This is a genomic window from Martelella mediterranea DSM 17316 (assembly GCF_002043005.1).
Lineage (GTDB): Bacteria > Pseudomonadota > Alphaproteobacteria > Rhizobiales > Rhizobiaceae > Martelella > Martelella mediterranea.
The window spans coordinates 3341297-3360606 of sequence record NZ_CP020330.1 but is presented as its reverse complement, the minus strand read 5'-3'; the positions used below and the strand labels follow the sequence as shown (position 1 = coordinate 3360606).

The following is a 19310-nucleotide window of genomic DNA, read 5'->3' as shown; positions in this document are numbered from 1 at the left end:
TTCGCCGGCTGTCGCCGGTTTTTCGGCTTGATTTTTATTGCTCATGGGCAAAAATTGCGTAACAAGGGCACGGGCTGGCGCGATGCCGCCGGCCGGACAATCAAAGCGGAGCAAAAGCGATGTCGGCGAAGATTTACCGCCCCGCCAGATCGGCGATGCAGCAGGGCAATGCCAAGACCCATGAATGGGTGCTCGAATTCGACCAGCAGGCGCCTCGCACGATCGATCCGCTGTTCGGCTATACCTCGTCCTCGGACACGCTGCAGCAGGTCAAGCTTCGTTTCGAGACCCAGCAGGACGCCGAGGATTATGCCCGCCGCAAGGGCATTGCCTACCGGGTCATCCCGCCGAAGGAAAAGACGGTGAAGGTGGTCTCGTACTCCGAAAACTTCAGCCCCAACCGCACCCAGCCCTGGACGCACTGATCGCGGTCCGCCGATGCGGTCGACGCGACGCAAGGGCAGGTTCAGTCTTGCCCTTTATGTCCTCATCAGGCATTGATGCGGCCCATACCCGGCCCCTTAGCTCAGCTGGATAGAGCACCGGCCTTCTAAGCCGACGGTCGCAGGTTCGAATCCTGCAGGGGTCGCCAATGATTTCATTGTGCCAATGAAGCATAAGAATGCACGAAATCGCCATTTCTCGTGCACCCCCGAGTCAAGAGATTTCTTGAGATCTTCAGAATTTCTTCGAAACGCCATTAAAATCAGATGCTTGCAACTCATCTGGTCCAGGCTTCAACGAAGATTGGAATTCTGTCATATGAAGACTTGAATCAAAGCTTGGCTCCTAGCCCCATTCTAGTGAAGACGCCGAAGCCAAAAGCGTCCGGGGCAAAGCATCCTGAAAACACGCCCAACCACGTCTATGCGCCGGGAATTCTCTATGTGCGGCATCTGGGAACGGCGGCTTAGCGCCCCCATTGCCGCCGTTCTGAGTACGTTTTGGATGTCCTGAAAGCTGCCGTCAGGCTCTAGAATTCATCCCCGCTTTCCTGAGGTACCCGCCGCACAGCTGTGACCACCTGCTCGCAGAATGCGTTGCCTTCTATCGACTATTGCTCGTCACCGATGCAGCGATCCAGCACGCTAGCGTGACAGATTTCACACTGGCTTGGCTAGGTAGTTGGCGCGTCGATCGCTTGTTCTTTCCTGGCAATTTTTGGAAGTTCCAGTGCAAATCCTTAGATTGGCTGGCGGTCGATTCGACTGTATGGTCTCTGCGCAATTTGACCATCGGGGGAGTCTTAACAGTTCATATTTCCCGCGCCCTCGTCGTAGACGAAGAGACCTATACTGAAGAAGAGCTACTTCAGGTGGGGACGGTATTCGTCGTCTTGGCGGAACCGGGTGCGGGCAAGACCGAGCTGCTTAAGGCGCTTGCCGGGCTCCTCGAGGCAAACCGGACTCGCGCCAGCATCTTCCAGAACAAGCCGGGGCTCGCGGGAGCCGGCACGCTCGTTATCGACGCGATGGACGAGGTCGCGCGGATCGACACCGCCGCGACCGACAAGATCATCGCGATGGCGAGCGAGACACCGGCGGCGACGGTCGTCTTCGCGAGCCGGTCGGCGGAGTGGGACCGCAGCCGCACGGCGTATGTCGAGCAGTGCTTCGGTGCGAAGCCCGTCATCGTGCATCTGCAGCCCTTCAACGATGACGAGCAGCGCCAGCTTTTCGAGAGCAAGTTTCCCAGCGAGGATTTCGAGGCCTTCGCTTCGCAGGTTCATCAGTTTGGGTTGGGCCCGTTGCTTGGCAATCCGCAGTTTCTGATCCTGTTCGGCGAGGCCTACGTCGAGAGCGGGCGCGTCTTCACTTCGAAGGCGAAGATTTTCTCGGATGCTATACGTCGTCTCGCGCAAGAGGCGAACACCGAACGGCCAAAACCGAAGTTGAAGCCACCGCTTGACGCCATCATCGCAGTTGCAGGCGAGGTGTTCGCCAAGCTCCTCTTGTCCGGCGCAACCGGCATCGCCACGGTCGAGAGTTTAAGCGACCGCGATTTTCCCTACATCAACGCCCTGTGCCGCGACGCATCGAATGCACCCTTCCTGATCGATACGCGGTTGCTGAAGCCCTCGGACGATCCGGAAGAGCACGAACCGGTCCACCGGATCGTCGCAGAATATTGTGCGGCGGCGTATCTGGTGGGTCGGATCGAAGATCCGAGGGACCGGCTCTCCTTGGAACGGGTTCTTGCCGTCGTCGCACCGAATGGCGTGACCCGCGACGAATTGCGCGGTACGGTTGGCTGGATGGCGGCGCTGGGACATCAGCCGTTACAATTGCGCCTGATCGAGCTTGATCCCTATGCTGTGCTGGCGAACGGCGATCCAAGCCAGCTGACCACGGCGGCAAAGCGCGCTCTGTTGTCGGCCTTGGACAAGCTCGCGGATTTGGAGCCGCTGTTTCGTCGAAGCGACACGTGGCGACGCTTCAATGTCGGTCAGTTTTTCACGCCGGACATTCTAGGTCCGGTTCGCAAGATCCTGAGGAAACCGGGCCAGCTTCGCACGCTTGTCCTTGAGCTACTGATCGACACGGACGCGTCGGCCAGTCTGTTGCCGGAACTGTCGGTATTGGTCCGCACTACGACGACCGATAGCGAAACCCGGAAGTGGGTCGGCGAGGTCCTGCTGGCCACCGGCACCTTTAATCCTGCGGTCGAGTTCGATGCTTTGGTCGCGGAGGGCTCGGCGACGTCGCTTGAAATCGTGGCACGATGGGTAACCAAGCGAGGCGTTGAATCGGTCGGCGCGGCCAAGGTTGCTGACCTTCTGGACAAGCTCTCGGTGCTGTACGGCACGCCAAACCGCAGGCATCGTGACGGGACGTCGCGCTATTTCATCGACCGCCTAGTGGGGTCTTTCACGCTCGACGAGGTCACGAACTCTCTCGATGCCCTGACGACAGGCTTCGTCTGCACCTGTGCTCCCAAGCACGCCTATGCGTGTACGTGCCGGTACGGAAAAAGCAAAATCCTCGGTCGGCTTCTTGATCGGTATTTCGAGCTTGCGGAAGCGGGGCCGCACGACCCGGCTCGCATCTGGCAGTGGATCAGATCGCTCCATTTCCAGGGCAACGCATCGACCGAGCGGAGCGTGTCGGTCAAGCATCTCGTCGCCAATGACGAGCTTAGGCGCGACCTTCAGCGGCGTGCCGTCGAGGGCTTACGCGGCGAGCAGGCGCAGAACGCGGTTATCGAGCTATATTCGGGCCACGCGCACTCTGGCCTGCATATGCATCTCGGCGACCCGGACGCGCTCAGCCAGTACGCCTTTGAACACAATATGTTGGATGTTTGGGGATCGCTTCTCTCCGGCCATAACTTCTGGAACAAGGAGAAAGGGCCGAATGCGCTTCGCGCGACACAACGGGCGCAAAGCCAGTTCTCGCCCGATTTCATGCGACTGTGGGTGAGACGAGAGCGGGCCCGGCGCGAATACTGGCGCGACGAGCGTCGCGTGACCCACATACGCGGCCGGAAGAGACGGGCGGGCAAGGAATCGGCGGTCGAGGCTAATAGCCGGGCCCATCTTCGCGCCAACCTCGCGGAAATCGAGGCGGGACGCCATGGATGGTGGCTCACGAAATTTACCCGCGCTTTTCTCTATCACCCAGCTGAACTAGAGAGCATGGTCGACAATCCGGAAACGCCGCTGCGCGCGCTCCGAAACTGTTTGCCTTTCGTTGAGCCGCACATCCCCACTGTCGAAGGACTGGGCCAGCGCAAGAGCACCAACATTGCCAAGATTCTGCTCGCGGCTCTGATTGTCCTGTATCGCGACGGTGTCGACCTGACGATTCTCGATCCGCGCATACTGGCGGCGGCGAAGACCGAAGCAACATCGTCCTACCCTGTGTTCAAGGACAGTGAGGCCGACGGCGAAGCGTTCGAGGCGGCGCTCGACGCAGCGCTGTTCAAGGAGCCGGGATCGGCGGAAACGTTCCTACGCGCCTACATCGAGCCTCAGCTGGCCGAGCCCGAGAACGCGCCGCAGCATGTCTATTGGTTAAACAACAAGCCCGCCTTCCACGATTTGCGCGCGACGCTGCCGATGGAATGGTTGGAGCGCTTCCCGCAGATGCCCCAGGAGGCGATGCGGCCGCTGTTCGGCATGGCATCCCATTACGGGCGGCGGGAAGATCTGATTGCGCTCATCGATTGGCGTTGCAGCGATCCTCTGTTCGATAGCGGCAACGAAACAGAGGAAGACAAGCGCGCACGCGGTCGCCGAAAATTCTGGCAGTTGAATGCCGTGCTTTATCGGACGCCCAGTCATGACGCCGCGTGGCAGGAACTCAAGACTGATCCGCAGGCAATCTTCGATTTCGAAGGCCGCCTTGGTCGAATGTACGAGAGGGAAGACGACGACCATCCGCCGATAGCGGCGGAGACCATCTACAAGGTCATGGATGCGTTCGTGCCGGTTTGGCCGAAGGTTCATCTGCCGAGCAGCTGGGGCACAGGCGATCCCGAAGGTCAGACGGCTTATCGTTTCCTGCGGGATTGCATCTGGAGGATCGCGGAGGATGCGCCGGAGCGCAGAATCCAGGTGCTCGACCGCATGCTTCCCGATGCGCGTTTCGCGGACTACCACGAGGCGATGCTGACGATGCGGGCCGAAGCCCAGCGAAAACTAGCACTACAAGATTTCAGGGCGCCGCGTCCGTTGGAGATCAACAAGATGCTCGAAGAAAACGACGTGGCGTCGGTCGAGGACCTTCGGGTTTTGATGGTCGAGCAGCTGGAAGAGCTGCAGCGTTGGCTCAAGGGTTCGGAGACCGATCCGCTTGTTCCCTTCTATAACGGCGACAAGCGCGTCGATGAAAACACCGCGCGCAACAGGATCGTGGATCAACTGCAAGGGCAGATGAAGGCCCTTGGCTTGTCGATCGTGATCGAGCGTCACATGGCGTGTGGCAATCGCTGTGACATAACCACGTCCGCCATACTGGAAGGACGCAATCGCCTTCTCGTTACGGAGGTGAAAGGCCAGTGGAACGACGAGCTATACTCGGCTGCCGCCGCACAATTGGATCGGAGATACGCGATTCACCCCGACGCTTCGCGTCAGGGCGTCTATCTCGCGCTGTGGTTTGGCAACGGCGAAAAGGTCAACGGTTTGGTTGATGCGAGAGTCACATCGGCCGGCGATCTGAAGGCGCGCATTCTCGATAAGATGACGGATGAGCTGAAGGCGCGGATTGACGTGGTTGTGCTCGACCTGTCGCGGCCGACCAAATTGCCGAAACCGCCTAGAAAAACGTCTGCGAAGAAGGCCGCGAACACCTAAGCCAGTCGCTAGCGTGAAACCCAAGCCCTTGTCAGCTAAGAAGATCGGGGCAAGGATGCCCGTCTCATTTGTGGCATCGCGCTCGTCAAGTCACGCGTTGTTTCCTGAAGGTAAGCGGAACAACTATCTCTAGGTCCCTAACCAACGCTTGGTCGCACACTAGCGTACATCCAGCTGTGGTGAGCGGCTGTTATCCCAGCTCCGCGTACAGAAGCTGACCATCCGTAAACGGCCCCGTTGTTGTACGTCCGCAAAGCGCCCCCATTCTGGACATTCGCAGGAATTCGGCGCTATCCATAAAGCTGCCGTTCGTTGTGGGGCGGGCGAAGGCGGGAAGCGGCTATCCTACCTGAAACCGTAGAATGGTTGTCTGTGGGGTAAGCAACCATTTACAACATCTGTCCACTTCTGGTTCAGTCTCCAGAAGCCTACATCTCAGCTTGGCAAAATGATGCGCACGCTTCGGCCAATGAAAATTGCAACTTTTGGGGAACAGGCTCATATTGCGCGGGTATGATCCTCTGGCTGGGGTTGTAAGGCGTCTTTCGCGTTTTGTTACCCAGGTCCAATCCTAACTGCTTCGAAACCGCCTTCCGTTCGAGGCCGACCATACCGAAGACCTTCCTGTGGCAGATCTTCGAGCGCCGCGATTTCGGATTTCACTCTGTAGCCGGGAGAATACGCGTGAGCCTGGCCCTCCGCGTCTACCTCAATCCGAAAGGGACCATCAAAGAGACCCGGTTCGGCCAAGTCGATTGCGTGAAGCTGTTTTGACCACGTCTGCGACGTATGCTTCACGTAACTTTCCCTAAAGTCACGCCAAAGACCCGCCGTCGACGCGCTTGGCCATTCCGGGTCTTTGCTCCGCTCGGCAACGACCTCCGAGGCAAGCCAGATTCGAAGTTCACGTCGATCCAGAAAGGCTGGACCGAGTTCTTCAACGACAGTCTTTGCTGCTACTCGAGAGGGAAGCCCTGAGCGAACCAACATCGCCATCCGAAAGTCAGGCAGTCCTGTATCTAGACATGATGCAGCCATACCTGCATTTGCGACATCACCGCCATCCCATCCGTGTGCGATGCGCCTCGTCCGGATCGCCTCAATGGCCCAGACCAAGCGGTAAACAAATGCATCCTCAATAAGGTCCGTGTTGTCGCCGCCAATTTCCGATATCGGAGCACCAGAAAGCCATTGCAACAGTACCTCTTCCCACCCAACAGGCATGGCGGCGCCGGATTCCTGGAGAAACGGTTTTACGGTCAGAAGTTGCGTTCCCAATTGAGTGAGCGAGGCGTGGAGTTCTGACAAGTCACGTTGGAGTGCAGCCATGTCTGCTTTATCTAGAAGGTTCTCCAGTTCCGTGGAAATTTCGTCAATTTTGCCCCCTGTGTCTAAACCCACGCCCATTGCGAAATAGCCTTTTCGCTGGACTGCGGTTGTGGAAGACCAGATGAGTCTTGCCCTTGTTTTAAGGACAATGAGCTGCATGCGCCGTACACCCGGTTCCAGTCGCCTCATGCGTCGATCCCAGAGTGATCCTTCGAGAGCCTGGTCCAACAGCTCGGGCAAGTTCTCGGCATCCGCGTCGAGGGCTTCAACGAGGCCGAAAATGATTGCGTCCAGTCGCGCGACAAGATCGTCGATAGGAATCCCGTCAGCTTCATCCGGTTCAATCAGCCAGTCTTCGCGAGAGTTGGCGAGGAACTCATATCCATCCTCGTTGCGTGCGATCCCACGTTTTGAAAGGCGCTTTACGACCTGATCAATGATCTGGCTCAGACCACTCTTCAAAGATCGAACCTTTGCGCTTTGGACCAATCTCCGCCACTGAGCCTTCCTAAACGCAAAATTGTCCTCCATCACATGAAGAATCAGGCCTTCGGTGTCGACAAAGGCTCGGCCAGCACGACCAGCAACATTGGCAAATTCTTCCCCAGAAATCAGTGTTCCGGAGCGAACAAGGTACGGTGCCAGCAAGACTGCAGCATTGAGGTTGAGACCCTGTGCCAGTGTTGGTGATGCAGCTGTCACTTGTATTGTACCAGCCGCGAGCAGCTTTTCCACTTCGCGAAGAAACGGGTTTGGTAGCCGACCATGATGGACGGCGACGCCAATTTTCAGGCAAGCGACAGCGGGATGGTTCTCCCCGAGCCATTCCGTACCTATTGTCACCGCATTTTGGATAGCATCAGGATCCGCGGGTAGCGGATTGAGATACCCGCCCTTTACGAGCTTCAAAGCACGGACAGCAAACCCTTCAACCCAACTTGCTTGAGTGACAAAGATCAGCGTTCTTTTTTCCTCCGCTGCAAAACGCCACGCTGCAAAAAGAGTTACTTCACCGAAATTGGTTGGACGGGCTTTGTGATCCTGTCCTTTTGGAGGTTCTTCCGTGAAGAAGTTCGACACAAAAGGACCATCTGCTTCCAGATCATAGCGAAGCGTTGCTCTAGCGCCTTTCCATTCGACAGTGCCAAACCGTTGTTCGGTGGGCCGCCATTCAGAGCGAACCGGGTCACCAGCAACGTCAGATCGAATCCATGACGTCATGTCGTCGAGCTGCTCTCCTTCTGGCAGAATGGCTGAGAGACAAACGATCCGTCGATTATTTGCGTCTGATCGACTTAGAAGTCGCTGAACCAAAGTTTCAAACCGGATCTCTCGCTCGCTAGGACCAATCAAGTGTCCTTCATCAAGCACGATAAGTCCGACATCATCTATAATGTCAGGATTGTTGCGAAGTGCAAAGTCGAGCTTTTCTGGTGTGGAAACAACAATCGTGTCGTTTTCCAGAGCGTTTGCATCTCCGGCCGATAGACCACTGGCCCCATACAGGGACGACACGCTTGCGCCAAGTGGTGCAAATGCATTTCGAAACGAACGTTCCGTCTGCGCCGAAAGGGCTCGCAACGGGGTCACGATCAATACGCGCTTCCCGAGTGAAAGGCATGTCAAAGCCGCAAGTTCCGCAATGCGCGTTTTGCCCGCACTTGTGGGAAGAGCCACGACCAGATCATCTTCGGGGTCTGCCGCGCGCTTGGCGGCTTCAATTTGGCTCGGCCAGAGCTCAATCTGTGCCGTTCTTCCAGACAGCAGAGACGCGATGAACAATTCGCGATTGGATTCAAAGTGCTGTGAGGCACCACCTTTGGGAGCGAGTGGGATAATCTGATGAAGGGATGACGACCAAAGATCATCTATCAAGTCGCGCGCCAACCTCAGAATCCACCAAAGCGATACATGTCCGCTATAGCCTGCCAATCCAAAACCTGCGTTGATTTGCGCGACTGATTGCTCAAAAAATTTGCTGTCGCCAGTCTTCAGTGTGCGGATTCCGAAGTTAACCGGCCGGGTATTCCGATTTGAAGCCGGCCGCCATTCCGGAATGAAGCCGGCCACGATTCCGATTAATAACCGGCCACCTTGAAGGCATGAGACACCCCCTGGGTCAGCAACTTTGGCATGACTGTCCTTTTGAACAAAGGAAGCGTGATGCCGGCAAAGAGAAGGCTGACCATGAGACAATTACGACAAATGCTCCGGCTTGCCGGAGACGGGACCAGCACCCGTGAGATTGCACTGACGCTCGGCGTGGCGCGCAGCACCGTTCAGGATAATCTGAAGCGAGCGGCCGCGGCGGGACTGCGCTGGCCGCTTTGCGGTGACCTTACCGACGATGCGATCGAGGACAGGCTGTTCGCGCGCGCCGGCGTCAAGCCGGGTTTGCGGCGGCGACCGGAACCCGGCTGGGCGGAACTGGCGGTGGAACTGCGCAAGCCTGGCGTGACGCTGCTCATCCTGTGGGAGGAGTACCGCGCCGTTCACCCCGGTGGTTACGGCTACAGCCGTTTCTGTGATCTTTTCCGAAGTTTCGAGAAGCGGTTGTCACCGACAATGCGCCAGGACCATGTTGCCGGCGACAAGGTCTTCGTGGACTATTCGGGCAAGAAGATCGCCATCGCCGACCCGCTGACCGGCGAGATCCGCGAGGCGGAGATCTTCGTCGCCGTTCTGGGCGCCTCCGGTTTCACCTATGCGCAAGCGACCTGGACGCAGACGTTGCCGGACTGGATCGGCGCGCATGTGCGCATGTTCCGCTTCTTCGGCGGCGTCCCGCGCCTGATCGTGCCCGACAATCTGAAGTCCGGCGTCAACCGCGCTTCCTTCTACGATCCGGAGGTCAACCGCAGCTACGCCATGATGGCGTCCCATTATGGCATCGGCGTGCTGCCGGCCCGGCCGAGACGTCCGAAGGACAAGGCAAAGGTCGAGAACGGGGTCCGTTTCGCCCAGACCTGTATCCTCGGCCGGCTGCGGCGGCAGACCTTTTTCTCGCTTGCCGAGGCGAACGCCGCAATCGCCGGGGCGCTCGATCGCATCAACGATCATGTCATGCGCCGCCTTGGCGTCAGCCGCCGCCATCTTTTCGAAACTGTCGAGAAGCCCGCGCTCTCGGGCCTGCCCGGCGAGGACTACGAATTCGCCGAATGGCGGCTTGCCCGTGTGTCGACGGACTATCACGTCGAGTTCGACCGCTTCTTCTATTCCGTGCCGCACAGCCTCATCCGTCAGCAGGTCGACATCCGCGCGACGCAGAGAACGATCGAGATATTCCTCCGCGGCAAGCGCATAGCAATCCATCAGCGCCGCTATGGCGGGCGCCGCTACGGCACGATCCCCGACCATATGCCCAGTTCCCACCGGCGTTATGCCGAATGGACGCCGGACCGCTTCCGGCGGTGGGCAGCTTCCATAGGACCACAGACTGAAGGGCTGATCGTCGCCATCCTGGCAAGCCGGCCGCATCCCGAGCAGGGCTTCAGAACATGTCTGGGGGTGCTCCGGCTTTACCGAGAGCTCCGCCGAGACCATGCCGAAGCGGTATCGGCCCGTGCGGTCGAGATCGGCGGGTTCACCTGCAAGAGCATTTCCGCGCTCATTGCCAACCATAAAGCAGCCCGGCCAACCGCAGGTCCCGGCGCCATCATGGATCACGCCAATCTGCGTGGCCCCGGTTACTTCCATTAAGGAGACAAGAGATCATGTTGACCCACCCCACACTGGACCGGCTGAGCGAGCTTGGCCTTCACGGCATGGCCAAGGCCTTCCGGGACCTCGATGCACAGCCGGAAGCCCGCGCCCTCGAACATGGCGAATGGCTCGCCATCCTTCTTGAGCATGAAGCGACGCTGCGGCGGCAGAAGCGCTTCGAGGCCCGCGCCCGGGCAGCCCGGCTGCGCCATGCCGCGCAGGTCGAGGATACCGATTTCCGTGCCGAACGCGGTCTCGACCGCACGCTGTTCCTCAATCTCGCCACCTGCGACTGGATACGAAAGCGGCACGGGCTCCTCATCACCGGTCCAGCCGGCGTCGGCAAGAGCTGGCTCGCCTGCGCCCTGGGCCAAAAGGCCTGCCGGGAGGACTTCTCCGTCGTCTACCACCGTGCGCCAAGGCTCTTCGCCGCACTTGCCCTGGCGCGCGGCGATGGCCGGTACGCCAGGATGCTGAAGGCGCTGGCGAGAACCGATTTGCTCATCCTTGATGACTGGGGCCCCGAAAAGCTCAATGACGATCAGCGACGCGACCTCCTCGAGATCATCGAGGACCGCTATGAGCGCCGCTCGACCATCGTCACCAGCCAGGTCCCCGTCGACCAATGGTATGAAATCATCGGCAATCCCACCATAGCCGATGCCATCCTCGATCGCCTCGTTCACAATGCCTATCGCATCGAATTGACGGGCGAAAGCATGCGAAAAAATCGTACTATCCCGCCCGCTGATACAACGCGGACTTGACCGGAAGGAAAACCCGAACCAAACATCCACACTGACCCAGGTTCAGCCCCAACGGTGGCCGGCTTCAAATCGGAATCCCGGCCGGAATGAAATTGGAATGGGTGGCCGCCTTCGTTTCGGAAAACATGGCCGGCTTCATCGGAATTCGCACTTCAGTGCGAATTCATAAAGCGCCAAGCCCCGCATCATGCCTGACGTTATCGCTACCGCGTACACATCAGATTGGGTGGCAATGCCCTCCTGCATCTGATCAGCCATCGTCAGATCTGAGTTGTCCGGGTTCAGTAACCATCTGCGGGAAATGCCCAGGAGACTGTCAAAATCTCTGAGAATGAGACTGATCAGACATGCTTCTGCCGGACTGACATTCAGACCTGGTAGCTCTGATCTTGGGAAGAGCGAGAATGCCACCGCAGCGTAGCTGCCAAGGTGATAGGAGGCCCCAGCTACCGTTCGAAGAAAGCCTCGATCTGTGCGCTCTGGATCGCCATTTCTGACAAGCGCCTCCATAATTTTCGCGGCAGTTTGGAATGCGGGTCTTACAAGTGCATGAGATCTATCCAGAGACCGCAGCTCCAGAGCAGCATCCAGTATCGCGAACCCGTGATCCCCAAGGTCGGCCTCGATTGTTGCTGAGAATTGCGGTGCATCGGCGGGAAGCACCCCATTCCGTCGAATTATGGCGCGCGCTTCACCACGTGCGACAAGTCTTCCTCGGGCCGAGCCATCCAGTGCCTCTTCGAGCAGCGCCTCGATTTCTTCAATCGAGCGCAAGGTTTACCACCGCGTCATAGACTTCTGCCACGAACTCTCCATGATCAGGAATGCGAATGTGAACAATGAATTGATCTCGGTCGCCATCAGCAGCCGCGAAGTCATCATCAATCATGTCGCCAGCCGCGTTGCCAGTCACTGTAAAAAGGCAGTGAGACACCCGTGTCTTTGGCACTGCGCGACTTGAGGCCTCACGCAAAAGCTCTTTCGCAAGCGCCTCCTGCTCGCCACCAATGTCTAACAGTTTCCGAGCGAGATAAATCAGGGCATGGCTCGTCGGCCGACCAGAGTTGGCCTCAAGCCCTTCCCGCGCAGCAGTTACAGTATCGGTCGATAGGGACTGCGCACTTTTTGCTTCGGCTTTGAGCAGGCAAAGCCGATTATCATCATCGTGCCGGATGCCGATGACGTCTTCACCACGCATGGCTTGTTCTCGATGGTCCTTGTATCGAAGCTTGCGAATTGGAACGCTGAAAGCGCACCACTCTTCTATAAGTTCGGCACAGAGAATTTCACCGAGATCCCCGGATCGCCCTGTCGAACCCTCTGGATAGTTCTCACGCACAATACCTGCCGCTTCCGGGTAATCCAGCACCTCCAAGAAGGTGGCGATCTCCCCGTCACTAACATAATGGGAACGCGTGCGAACACAGAGTTCAGGTAGCACCGTCTCGCGCTGTTGATCGGTTTCCGTCGCTCGCCACAAGAGTTTGCGGCCCTCTTCCTCCTCTGTCGCATCCAGCCATGTGTCGAATAAATCATCCATAAAGTCTTTATATGCTTCTGAAACCGAAAGAAAAAGAACCTTTGTATAGATGCTTTTCACCCTATGCGTGACCAGCCCTTGGCTTCCTCTTAAGGTCTGATTTCGGAAAATTTCCAAAACCGCCGACTGCCACGCTCAATGACCGCTATGGGCCGAAGACGCCATAGCCACTAGCATCCGTGAACGTCAGCTTCTCTCAATCGACGCTAGGAACCCGACAGTTCGCATACGGCCCCCTTTCAGCCGTTGATAAACAACATGTCCGATGTTCCGTCGTGAAAATACGATTGCGTTATAAGTTTTACGCAAAAGGCTTATAACGCCGCTGATAAAGGCTGCGTCAGGACAGACGAAGATATCTCACACAAGGACTGTGCTCGCGACTTCGCTGAGCTTTAAAGGATTCGGCTGCCGGTATGTTCAGGTTTCAGTAATCCCCCGCATCAAGAGTTCAGCTTCCTGCCCGGCCTCCACCTCCGACGGATAACCAAGCGAAACATTGCGGACAATCGTGTCGCCTTCAATGGTTTCACGCTGCCGGTGCGTATGCCCGAATAGCCAGGCGTCAGGATTGTGCTTCGCGATCAGTGCCCGAAGATCCGAGCCGTAGATCGGATCGAAATCGCTGGGCGTATCTGACAACAATTCCGGATGCGGACAGTGATGCGTGACCACAACCGTCTTGCCAGCAAACGGCTTTGTCAGCTGGTCTTCCAGCCAGCGCCGATGATCACGGTGAACAAGCACCGTGTCTGATGGCTGGATCTTGCCGTACCTAGGTGTTTTACGGATATAGCGGCAATCATTCATCCGTGTTCTGGCGAACGTCATGGCCATAGCAGGCGCCCCATGAAGCGCGAAGTCGGTCCAGAGCGTGCAGCACAGAAACCTTGTATTGCCGACCGCGATTTCTGCCTTCTGCGCAAAATTGGCTCCCGCCTGAGCTGTCAATTCGGCAAGACGATCATCGCCATCAATGACGTGGTGATAATAGTCGTGGTTTCCGGGGAACACGTGAATGCGTGCCGGGTCGATATGACGCCCGAGATGCCTGAGCAATCTTGGCCATCTGATCTTCGGCTTGTCCGCCAGATCTCCTGCGATGATCAGTGCATCCAATGTGGCGAAGGTTTCAGGGGGCAGCGCGGCGAAGGGATCACGTCCTTCTTCAAGCCATTGGTCGAGATGCAGGTCGGCGGTGATCAGAACGGGCATGATGTTCACATTTGCAGGGCGAGAAACGAGACGGAGCGGATAGGCAGGCAGATTATTTCAACTGCATGTCACACCGAAACCAATGGCGGTCAACGTCCCGTTAACCACGGTTTACGGAACCTCGTTTGAGCGACCTCCGCCGCGGGCTTCAAACGGTCGCTGACGATGCGAATGGCATTCTGGTTTTCGCACTGCTTCTCAGTATTGCGGCGACGGTGTCGCCCGGCCGGTCGGCCAACCAGACGAAATGCGAAAACCTCAGATGGCCGCTCTTTCAGGACGTGCGTCTGACCACGCGATGAGAAATTCCGAATCCGTTTCGAATATTCGCGCGGCTGTTTCACATGCACGCTGCCCGGGTCTTTGACTGCCAACAAGATGGAGTTTCCTTTTTCGCATTAATTCAATTTATTCAATTATTTATGTGGATAAATCAGGACTTTCAAAGCGATCGATATCGGTGCTATCTCCGCCTCCTGTTTGAAGGCGGCCACACCATGGCCCCCGAATACCCGCCCTCTACTCAATACTCTTCCACGCCTATCACCGTCAGCTTGAGTACCCATGACCCGCATACCCTTTGTCGAAGCACGGTTCTTCGAGCCCCTCAATACCATCGAGGTCACACGCCGCTTCGAAGAGCACCTTCGAAAGCTCCGGGAGGCAAAGCTCTCGCCGGAAGAACAGGCAAAGGAGGACTGGCAGAGAGCCGCTGAGACAGTCACCCGTGAGGATGATGCGCGCATCAGGCGCCGGGTCAATCGACTTGAACAGAACCGCCACCGAGCTTCCGGATTTTCGCATCTCAAGACCGATGACCGACAGCAGATCGAGATGCTTTCGGGTGGTGTTGAATTGCGCCGCATCGAAACCGAAACACAGGCCGACGAGATAGCATCCGCACTGCATACGGAAATGCCCTGGATGGCCCCTGCTACAGAGCACGTCTGGCACGCAATGCGAACGCAAGTCCGCCGGGGTGATCCTGGTTTCCGGCTTCCCCCGATGTTGCTGGTTGGTCCACCTGGGATCGGCAAAAGTACCTGGGCGCGCAGGGTCAGTGCCGCGCTCGATGTGCCGCTGCGCACGATCGATGCCACCGTGGAGCAGTCCTCGTTTTCAGTCGGCGGCGTACAGCGTGGTTGGAGTTCCGCTCATGCAGGAAAGCCGGCTGCGACAATCATAAGGCACTTGGTCGCCAACCCAATCGTTGTGCTCGATGAGATTGAGAAGGCAACTTCGGTGATTTCCAGCAGAGGAGAACGCCACAGCCTTGCTGACAGTCTGCTGCCCTTGTTGGAGCCGGAGACATCGCGACGATGGGAGTGTCCTTTCTATCAACTCCGCTTCGATATGCGCTGGATTGGCTGGATCCTGACGGCAAACAGCCTCGACGGGGTGTCGGAGCCGCTGTTAAGCCGGCTCGTTACCATCAACCTGACTGAGCTCGACACGCCAGCTCTCACCGCCTTCGCCAGACAGGAAGGGCGACGCCGTGGACTTTCGGAGAATTCGATCGAGATCATCACCGAAGTCATCGAGAGGGTTGCCGGCAGACAACCGGCGCTGAGCCTCAGGTCAGTCATCCGAATGCTTGAGCGAGCGGATAGGCTTGAAAATCAACCGATGCTGCATTGATAGCGTGCGACGGCAAAGGGGCCGACTGCTGACTGGCAGGTTTGGTCTCACCAATTAGCGAAGCGGACGTTCGTGCTTGATGACCTGAGACCCGACTTCGCTCCATTTTTCCGGAGAGTCTTGGGTTTTAATCTGGCCTCAAGCGGCCTGTTTTTCCAGTGCCATTTTCATTGCGAACTCGTTGGGCGTGATATTGCCCAGCGATGAGTGCGGTCTGTTTGCGTTGTAGTCCTCCTTCCATGAGGAGATGGCTGCGCGCGCTTGCGCGGGCGATGAGAATAGCGTCTCGTTGAGGCACTCGTCGCGGAAGCTGCCATTGAAGCTTTCGATAAAGCCGTTCTGCATCGGCTTGCCGGGAGCGATGTAGTGCCATTCGACATGGGTCTCCTGGCACCATTTGAGGATCGCCATACTGGTCATCTCCGTGCCGTTATCGGAGACAATCGTCCTTGGCTTGCCTCGCCTGTCGATGAGGGTGTCCAGCTCCCGGGCAAGGCGAACGCCAGACAGCGATGTGTCCGCGACGAGACACAAGCATTCGCGGGTGAAGTCATCCACGACAGCCAGCACCCGGAAGCGGCGGCCATCTGTGAAGGCATCACTGATGAAATCCAGGCTCCAGCGCTCGTTGGGGCGTGAGGGCAAGGCCAATGGTCGCCTCGTTCCCAAAGCCCTCTTGCGGCCGCCGCGCTTGCGCACGGTCAGCTTCTCTTCCCGGTAAAGCCGCCGGAGTTTCTTCAGGTTCATGACGATCCCCTGCCGACCCAGCATGACATGGATCCGGCGGTAGCCGAAGCGCCGGCGCTCGGAGGCCACCTTCTTCATCGCCTCACGAATGGAGGCATCGTCGGGGCGAACACTGCGATAGCGCACGCTCGACCGATCCACCGAAAGAACTTCGCACGCCCGACGCTGGCTCACCCCATGCTGCGCACAGACGTGAGCCACCGCATCCCGCTTCACATCGGGCGTCACCATTTTTTTGAAGCGACATCCTTCAGGATCGCGTTGTCCAGCATCGCCTCCGCGAGCAGCTTCTTCAGCCGGGCATTCTCGTCCTCAAGCGCCTTGAGTTTGCGGGCATCGGACACATCCATGCCGCCATACTTCGCCTTGTATTTGTAGAAGGTCGCATCCGAAATGCCGTGCTTGCGGCAAACATCCGCCGTCTTCGCACCCGCTTCCTGCTCCTTCAAGATCCCGATGATCTGCTCTTCCGTGAACCGTGAACGCTTCATTCCGTCCGTCTCCGTGTCTGCTCTGCGCCCTGAAAACTGGATCGTTTGCTGTTGGAGTATTCCGCGGTATTTTCCTGGCTGGGAGAAGGAGTGGAAGAGATGAAGGCATCGAAGTTTTCGGACGCCCAGAAGGTGTTTATTCTGAAGCAGGGGGATGACGGTGTGCCTGTGGCGGAGATTTGCCGCAAGGCCGGGATCAGCCAGGCGACCTACTTCAACTGGAAGAAAAAATACGCAGGTCTTCTGCCTGACGAGATGCGCCGGCTGAAAGCTTTGGAAGATGAGAATGCGAAACTGAAGCGGATCGTGGCGGACCTGACGCTGGACCGCGAGATGCTTCAGGATGTCATCCGCCGAAAGCTCTGAGGCCTGCCCGAACGCGCAAGCTTGTGGATGGGATGCTGGTGGACTGGGGGGTGTCGATCAGGCGAGCCTGCAAGGTTCTGACGTTCGACACCTCGACCTACCATTACAAATCCCGCCGCATCGGTCAGGCCGCTCTTGAAAGACGGATCAAGGAGATATGCGAGACACGCGTCCGGTTTGGCTATCGGCGTGTTCACGTACTCCTTCGACGAGAAGGCTGGATGGTCAATATCAAGAAGACCCGCAGGATTTACAAGGCGTTAGGGCTGCAGCTCAGGAACAAGCACCCGAAACGCCGGGTGAAGGTAAAGCTGCGCGAGGATCGCCAGGAGGCCGTAGGGCCGAACGATATCTGGGCGATGGACTTTGTTCATGATCAGCTCGCGGCAGGCAAGAAGCTGCGAATCCTGACCATTGTGGATATCCATTCCCGCTTCAGCCCGGCCACCGACCCGCGCTTTACCTATCGCGGTGAGGATGTGGTGCAAACGCTGGAACGGATTTGCAGGAAAGGCGGTTATCCGAAGACGATACGGGTCGACAATGGCAGCGAATTTATCTCCCGTGACCTCGATCTGTGGGCCTATGTGAACAAGGTCACGCTGGACTTCTCGCGGCCTGGCAAACCGACCGACAACGGCTTCATCGAAGCTTTCAACAGCAAGCTGCGTGCAGAATGTCTGAACGCAAACTGGTTCATGACCCTTGCGGATGCGCGCGAAAAGTTGGAGGATTGGCGTAAGCACTATAATGAGGATCGTCCTCATTCGGCGATCGGATACAACGTCCCGATCGCGTTGCACAATCCCGGTGGCGCTGCCAGCCCGCCATCGTGATCAGAGCCGGAAAAATCTAACAGCCGGCGGTCCAATAAATGGGCGCAGAGCATGTCGTGACAGACTCTACCAGAATCTGGAGGAAGTTCAGGGGCTCAGGTCAAGTCTTCTGCTTTCGGGGCGCGGGTCATCCGCACTCCAGGCTCCGGCGTCCACCAGGAAGATGTTCAGCAAATGCTGACTAGTTCCTGTTTCCTTTGCTGCTGTTGTCAGGGAATGGAAGCGTCTGCGTTCAACAGGCTCTCCCAGGATAACTTCGTCGGCGTCGATGGGCCAATGCTCTAGTATGCAGTCTCGAAGCATTGTTCGAAACAGAGCGAACGCTGGGTCATCTAGAAGATCAGTGGAGAGTTTACGGTGAAGCGCGCCGAACGCCTTTTTGGGCTCTACGCCAACGCCATCTGCCTTTGCGGCAAGCTCGTTCAGTTCACTTCGGATATCGTCTTCTCCGCGCCTGACGACATCAAAGCCGGCCGAGAGCGCTGTATGCCTGGATTCCCAGTTTTCATTTACGTCAGATGTTGAAAGCGAACGAAGCTGCATCCCCAGCAGGCGGCAGAAGGTTGCTACGGCATAGACAGTCTGGCTGGACAGCCATGTTTCGTCCTCGCCATTCTCAAGACGCCTATCCAGCCAGATATCATAGGGCGTCGGATCGCACTGTTGCGAAGTCAACTCGCCCGCGTTCAGGGAAGTCGCGATTGCCGGCAGATGCTGGCTGAAATCATACCGGTCTATGGGCGCTTGGATTGTCCATAGCGGGACAAGCTGACGATGATGCTTCACGCATATCAGCGCTTCTCGAAATTGCCAGTGTCCGCGCATGACAAGAACTTCGAGCGGGTCGTCGTGGTCATTATCAAGATCTTCACGGAGGCAATCGGGGCAACCGCGAATGGTCGGGTTCCTGAGCGAGCGTGATACATAGAGTTCCCCACGAAATTTGAGCCTTACGTTGCCAGCGCGGCAGCCAGTCCATGTTTTCAGTTCGTCGAGTTGCTCGGGCGAGAGCTTTCCCCAATGGGCCATTCTTTCAAGGGCTTCGTCGTCCTGATTGACAACGCGTTTCAGCGAAGCACCCATATCGGAAGCATACTCTCTTGCGCCGACGCCTTTGGACGCGGCCAGCCGCGAAAGGTAGGAAATCGTTGTCTCGCGCGATTTGGGCGACGGAGGCGCGGGCAAGACGCTAGACATCAGAGCAAAATCCTCAAGCTTTGTGGAATCGCAGGCTATCAATAGCGGAGTGCCATCTCAAAAGGCTTGGCGCAATACTGCGAAGACGAAGTTGCGCGAGCGCCATTATCCCCTCATGTCCTCTGAGAGCCGGATTTAAAAGTTATTGAGTGATATCAGAAGGATGTGATTCAACCACCTCTGCCA

At 57.5% G+C, this 19310-nt stretch carries 13 protein-coding genes and 1 tRNA gene; 8 read left to right on the top strand and 6 right to left on the bottom strand.

Annotation, left to right across the window (positions count from 1 at the left end; genetic code table 11):
• The first annotated feature begins 119 nt into the window (after nucleotides 1-119).
• From Mame_RS15660 to Mame_RS15650, 3 genes are all read left to right on the top strand, one after another.
• Nucleotides 120-425 (top strand): ETC complex I subunit, encoded by a 306-nt coding sequence (locus tag Mame_RS15660; RefSeq protein WP_018067707.1) that lies wholly within the window; start codon nucleotides 120-122, stop codon nucleotides 423-425.
• Nucleotides 426-515: 90 nt separating this feature from the next.
• Nucleotides 516-592, top strand: a tRNA-Arg gene (locus tag Mame_RS15655).
• A 501-nt stretch (nucleotides 593-1093) separates the two neighbouring features.
• Nucleotides 1094-5296 (top strand): NACHT domain-containing protein, encoded by a 4203-nt coding sequence (locus Mame_RS15650; RefSeq protein WP_210162308.1) that lies wholly within the window; start codon nucleotides 1094-1096, stop codon nucleotides 5294-5296.
• Between the two features lie 555 nt (nucleotides 5297-5851).
• On the opposite strand, the gene Mame_RS15640 is transcribed toward Mame_RS15650, so the two are convergent.
• Complete coding sequence (locus Mame_RS15640) at nucleotides 5852-8695, bottom strand: DEAD/DEAH box helicase (protein ID WP_157624623.1); 2844 nt, start codon at nucleotides 8693-8695, stop codon at nucleotides 5852-5854.
• 93 nt (nucleotides 8696-8788) lie between these two features.
• Here Mame_RS15640 and istA point away from each other — a divergent pair, with 93 nt between their 5' ends.
• Nucleotides 8789-10324, top strand: a complete 1536-nt coding sequence (istA, locus tag Mame_RS15635; RefSeq protein WP_079920851.1) for an IS21 family transposase — start codon at nucleotides 8789-8791, stop codon at nucleotides 10322-10324.
• A gap of 14 nt (nucleotides 10325-10338) precedes the next feature.
• Complete coding sequence (istB, locus tag Mame_RS15630; protein ID WP_018067884.1) at nucleotides 10339-11094, top strand: IS21-like element helper ATPase IstB; 756 nt, start codon at nucleotides 10339-10341, stop codon at nucleotides 11092-11094.
• A 135-nt stretch (nucleotides 11095-11229) separates the two neighbouring features.
• On the opposite strand, the gene Mame_RS15625 is transcribed toward istB, so the two are convergent.
• The 3 genes from Mame_RS15625 to Mame_RS15615 form a co-directional block, all read right to left on the bottom strand.
• Nucleotides 11230-11868, bottom strand: a complete 639-nt coding sequence (locus tag Mame_RS15625; protein WP_018067855.1) for a hypothetical protein — start codon at nucleotides 11866-11868, stop codon at nucleotides 11230-11232.
• Entirely contained in the window at nucleotides 11855-12694 is an 840-nt protein-coding gene (locus tag Mame_RS15620) for a Hachiman antiphage defense system protein HamA (RefSeq protein WP_155122126.1), read from the bottom strand. Before Mame_RS15620 ends, Mame_RS15625 begins: the two co-directional genes overlap by 14 nt.
• A 360-nt stretch (nucleotides 12695-13054) precedes the next feature.
• Nucleotides 13055-13849: a metallophosphoesterase gene (locus Mame_RS15615; protein WP_018067857.1), complete on the bottom strand. Its 795-nt coding sequence runs from the start codon at nucleotides 13847-13849 to the stop codon at nucleotides 13055-13057.
• 125 nt (nucleotides 13850-13974) lie between these two features.
• Here Mame_RS15615 and Mame_RS26730 point away from each other — a divergent pair, with 125 nt between their 5' ends.
• Nucleotides 13975-14151 carry a hypothetical protein gene (locus Mame_RS26730; RefSeq protein ID WP_018067858.1) on the top strand — a complete coding sequence of 59 codons (177 nt, stop codon included), beginning with the start codon at nucleotides 13975-13977 and terminating at the stop codon, nucleotides 14149-14151.
• A 262-nt stretch (nucleotides 14152-14413) separates the two neighbouring features.
• The gene (locus Mame_RS15610; protein ID WP_018067859.1) at nucleotides 14414-15487 is read left to right on the top strand and encodes an AAA family ATPase; all 1074 of its coding nucleotides are present in this window, start codon (nucleotides 14414-14416) and stop codon (nucleotides 15485-15487) included.
• A 138-nt stretch (nucleotides 15488-15625) separates the two neighbouring features.
• Here the strand turns inward: Mame_RS15610 and Mame_RS15605 are convergent.
• A protein-coding gene (locus tag Mame_RS15605; RefSeq protein WP_235726897.1) for an IS3 family transposase occupies nucleotides 15626-16725 on the bottom strand; the annotation gives its coding sequence in 2 pieces (ribosomal slippage) (nucleotides 15626-16464 and nucleotides 16464-16725; 1101 coding nt in all).
• Between the two features lie 99 nt (nucleotides 16726-16824).
• On the opposite strand from Mame_RS15605, the gene Mame_RS15600 reads away from it, so the two are divergent.
• Nucleotides 16825-17927 (top strand): IS3 family transposase gene (locus Mame_RS15600; protein WP_155122068.1). Its coding sequence is split into 2 segments (ribosomal slippage): nucleotides 16825-17086 and nucleotides 17086-17927, totalling 1104 coding nucleotides; the frame shifts between segments, so codons are not numbered across the junction.
• A gap of 87 nt (nucleotides 17928-18014) precedes the next feature.
• On the opposite strand, the gene Mame_RS15595 is transcribed toward Mame_RS15600, so the two are convergent.
• Nucleotides 18015-19124, bottom strand: coding sequence for a TniQ family protein (locus tag Mame_RS15595; protein WP_026174004.1), 1110 nt, complete (start codon nucleotides 19122-19124; stop codon nucleotides 18015-18017).
• Between the last annotated feature and the right edge of the window lie 186 nt (nucleotides 19125-19310).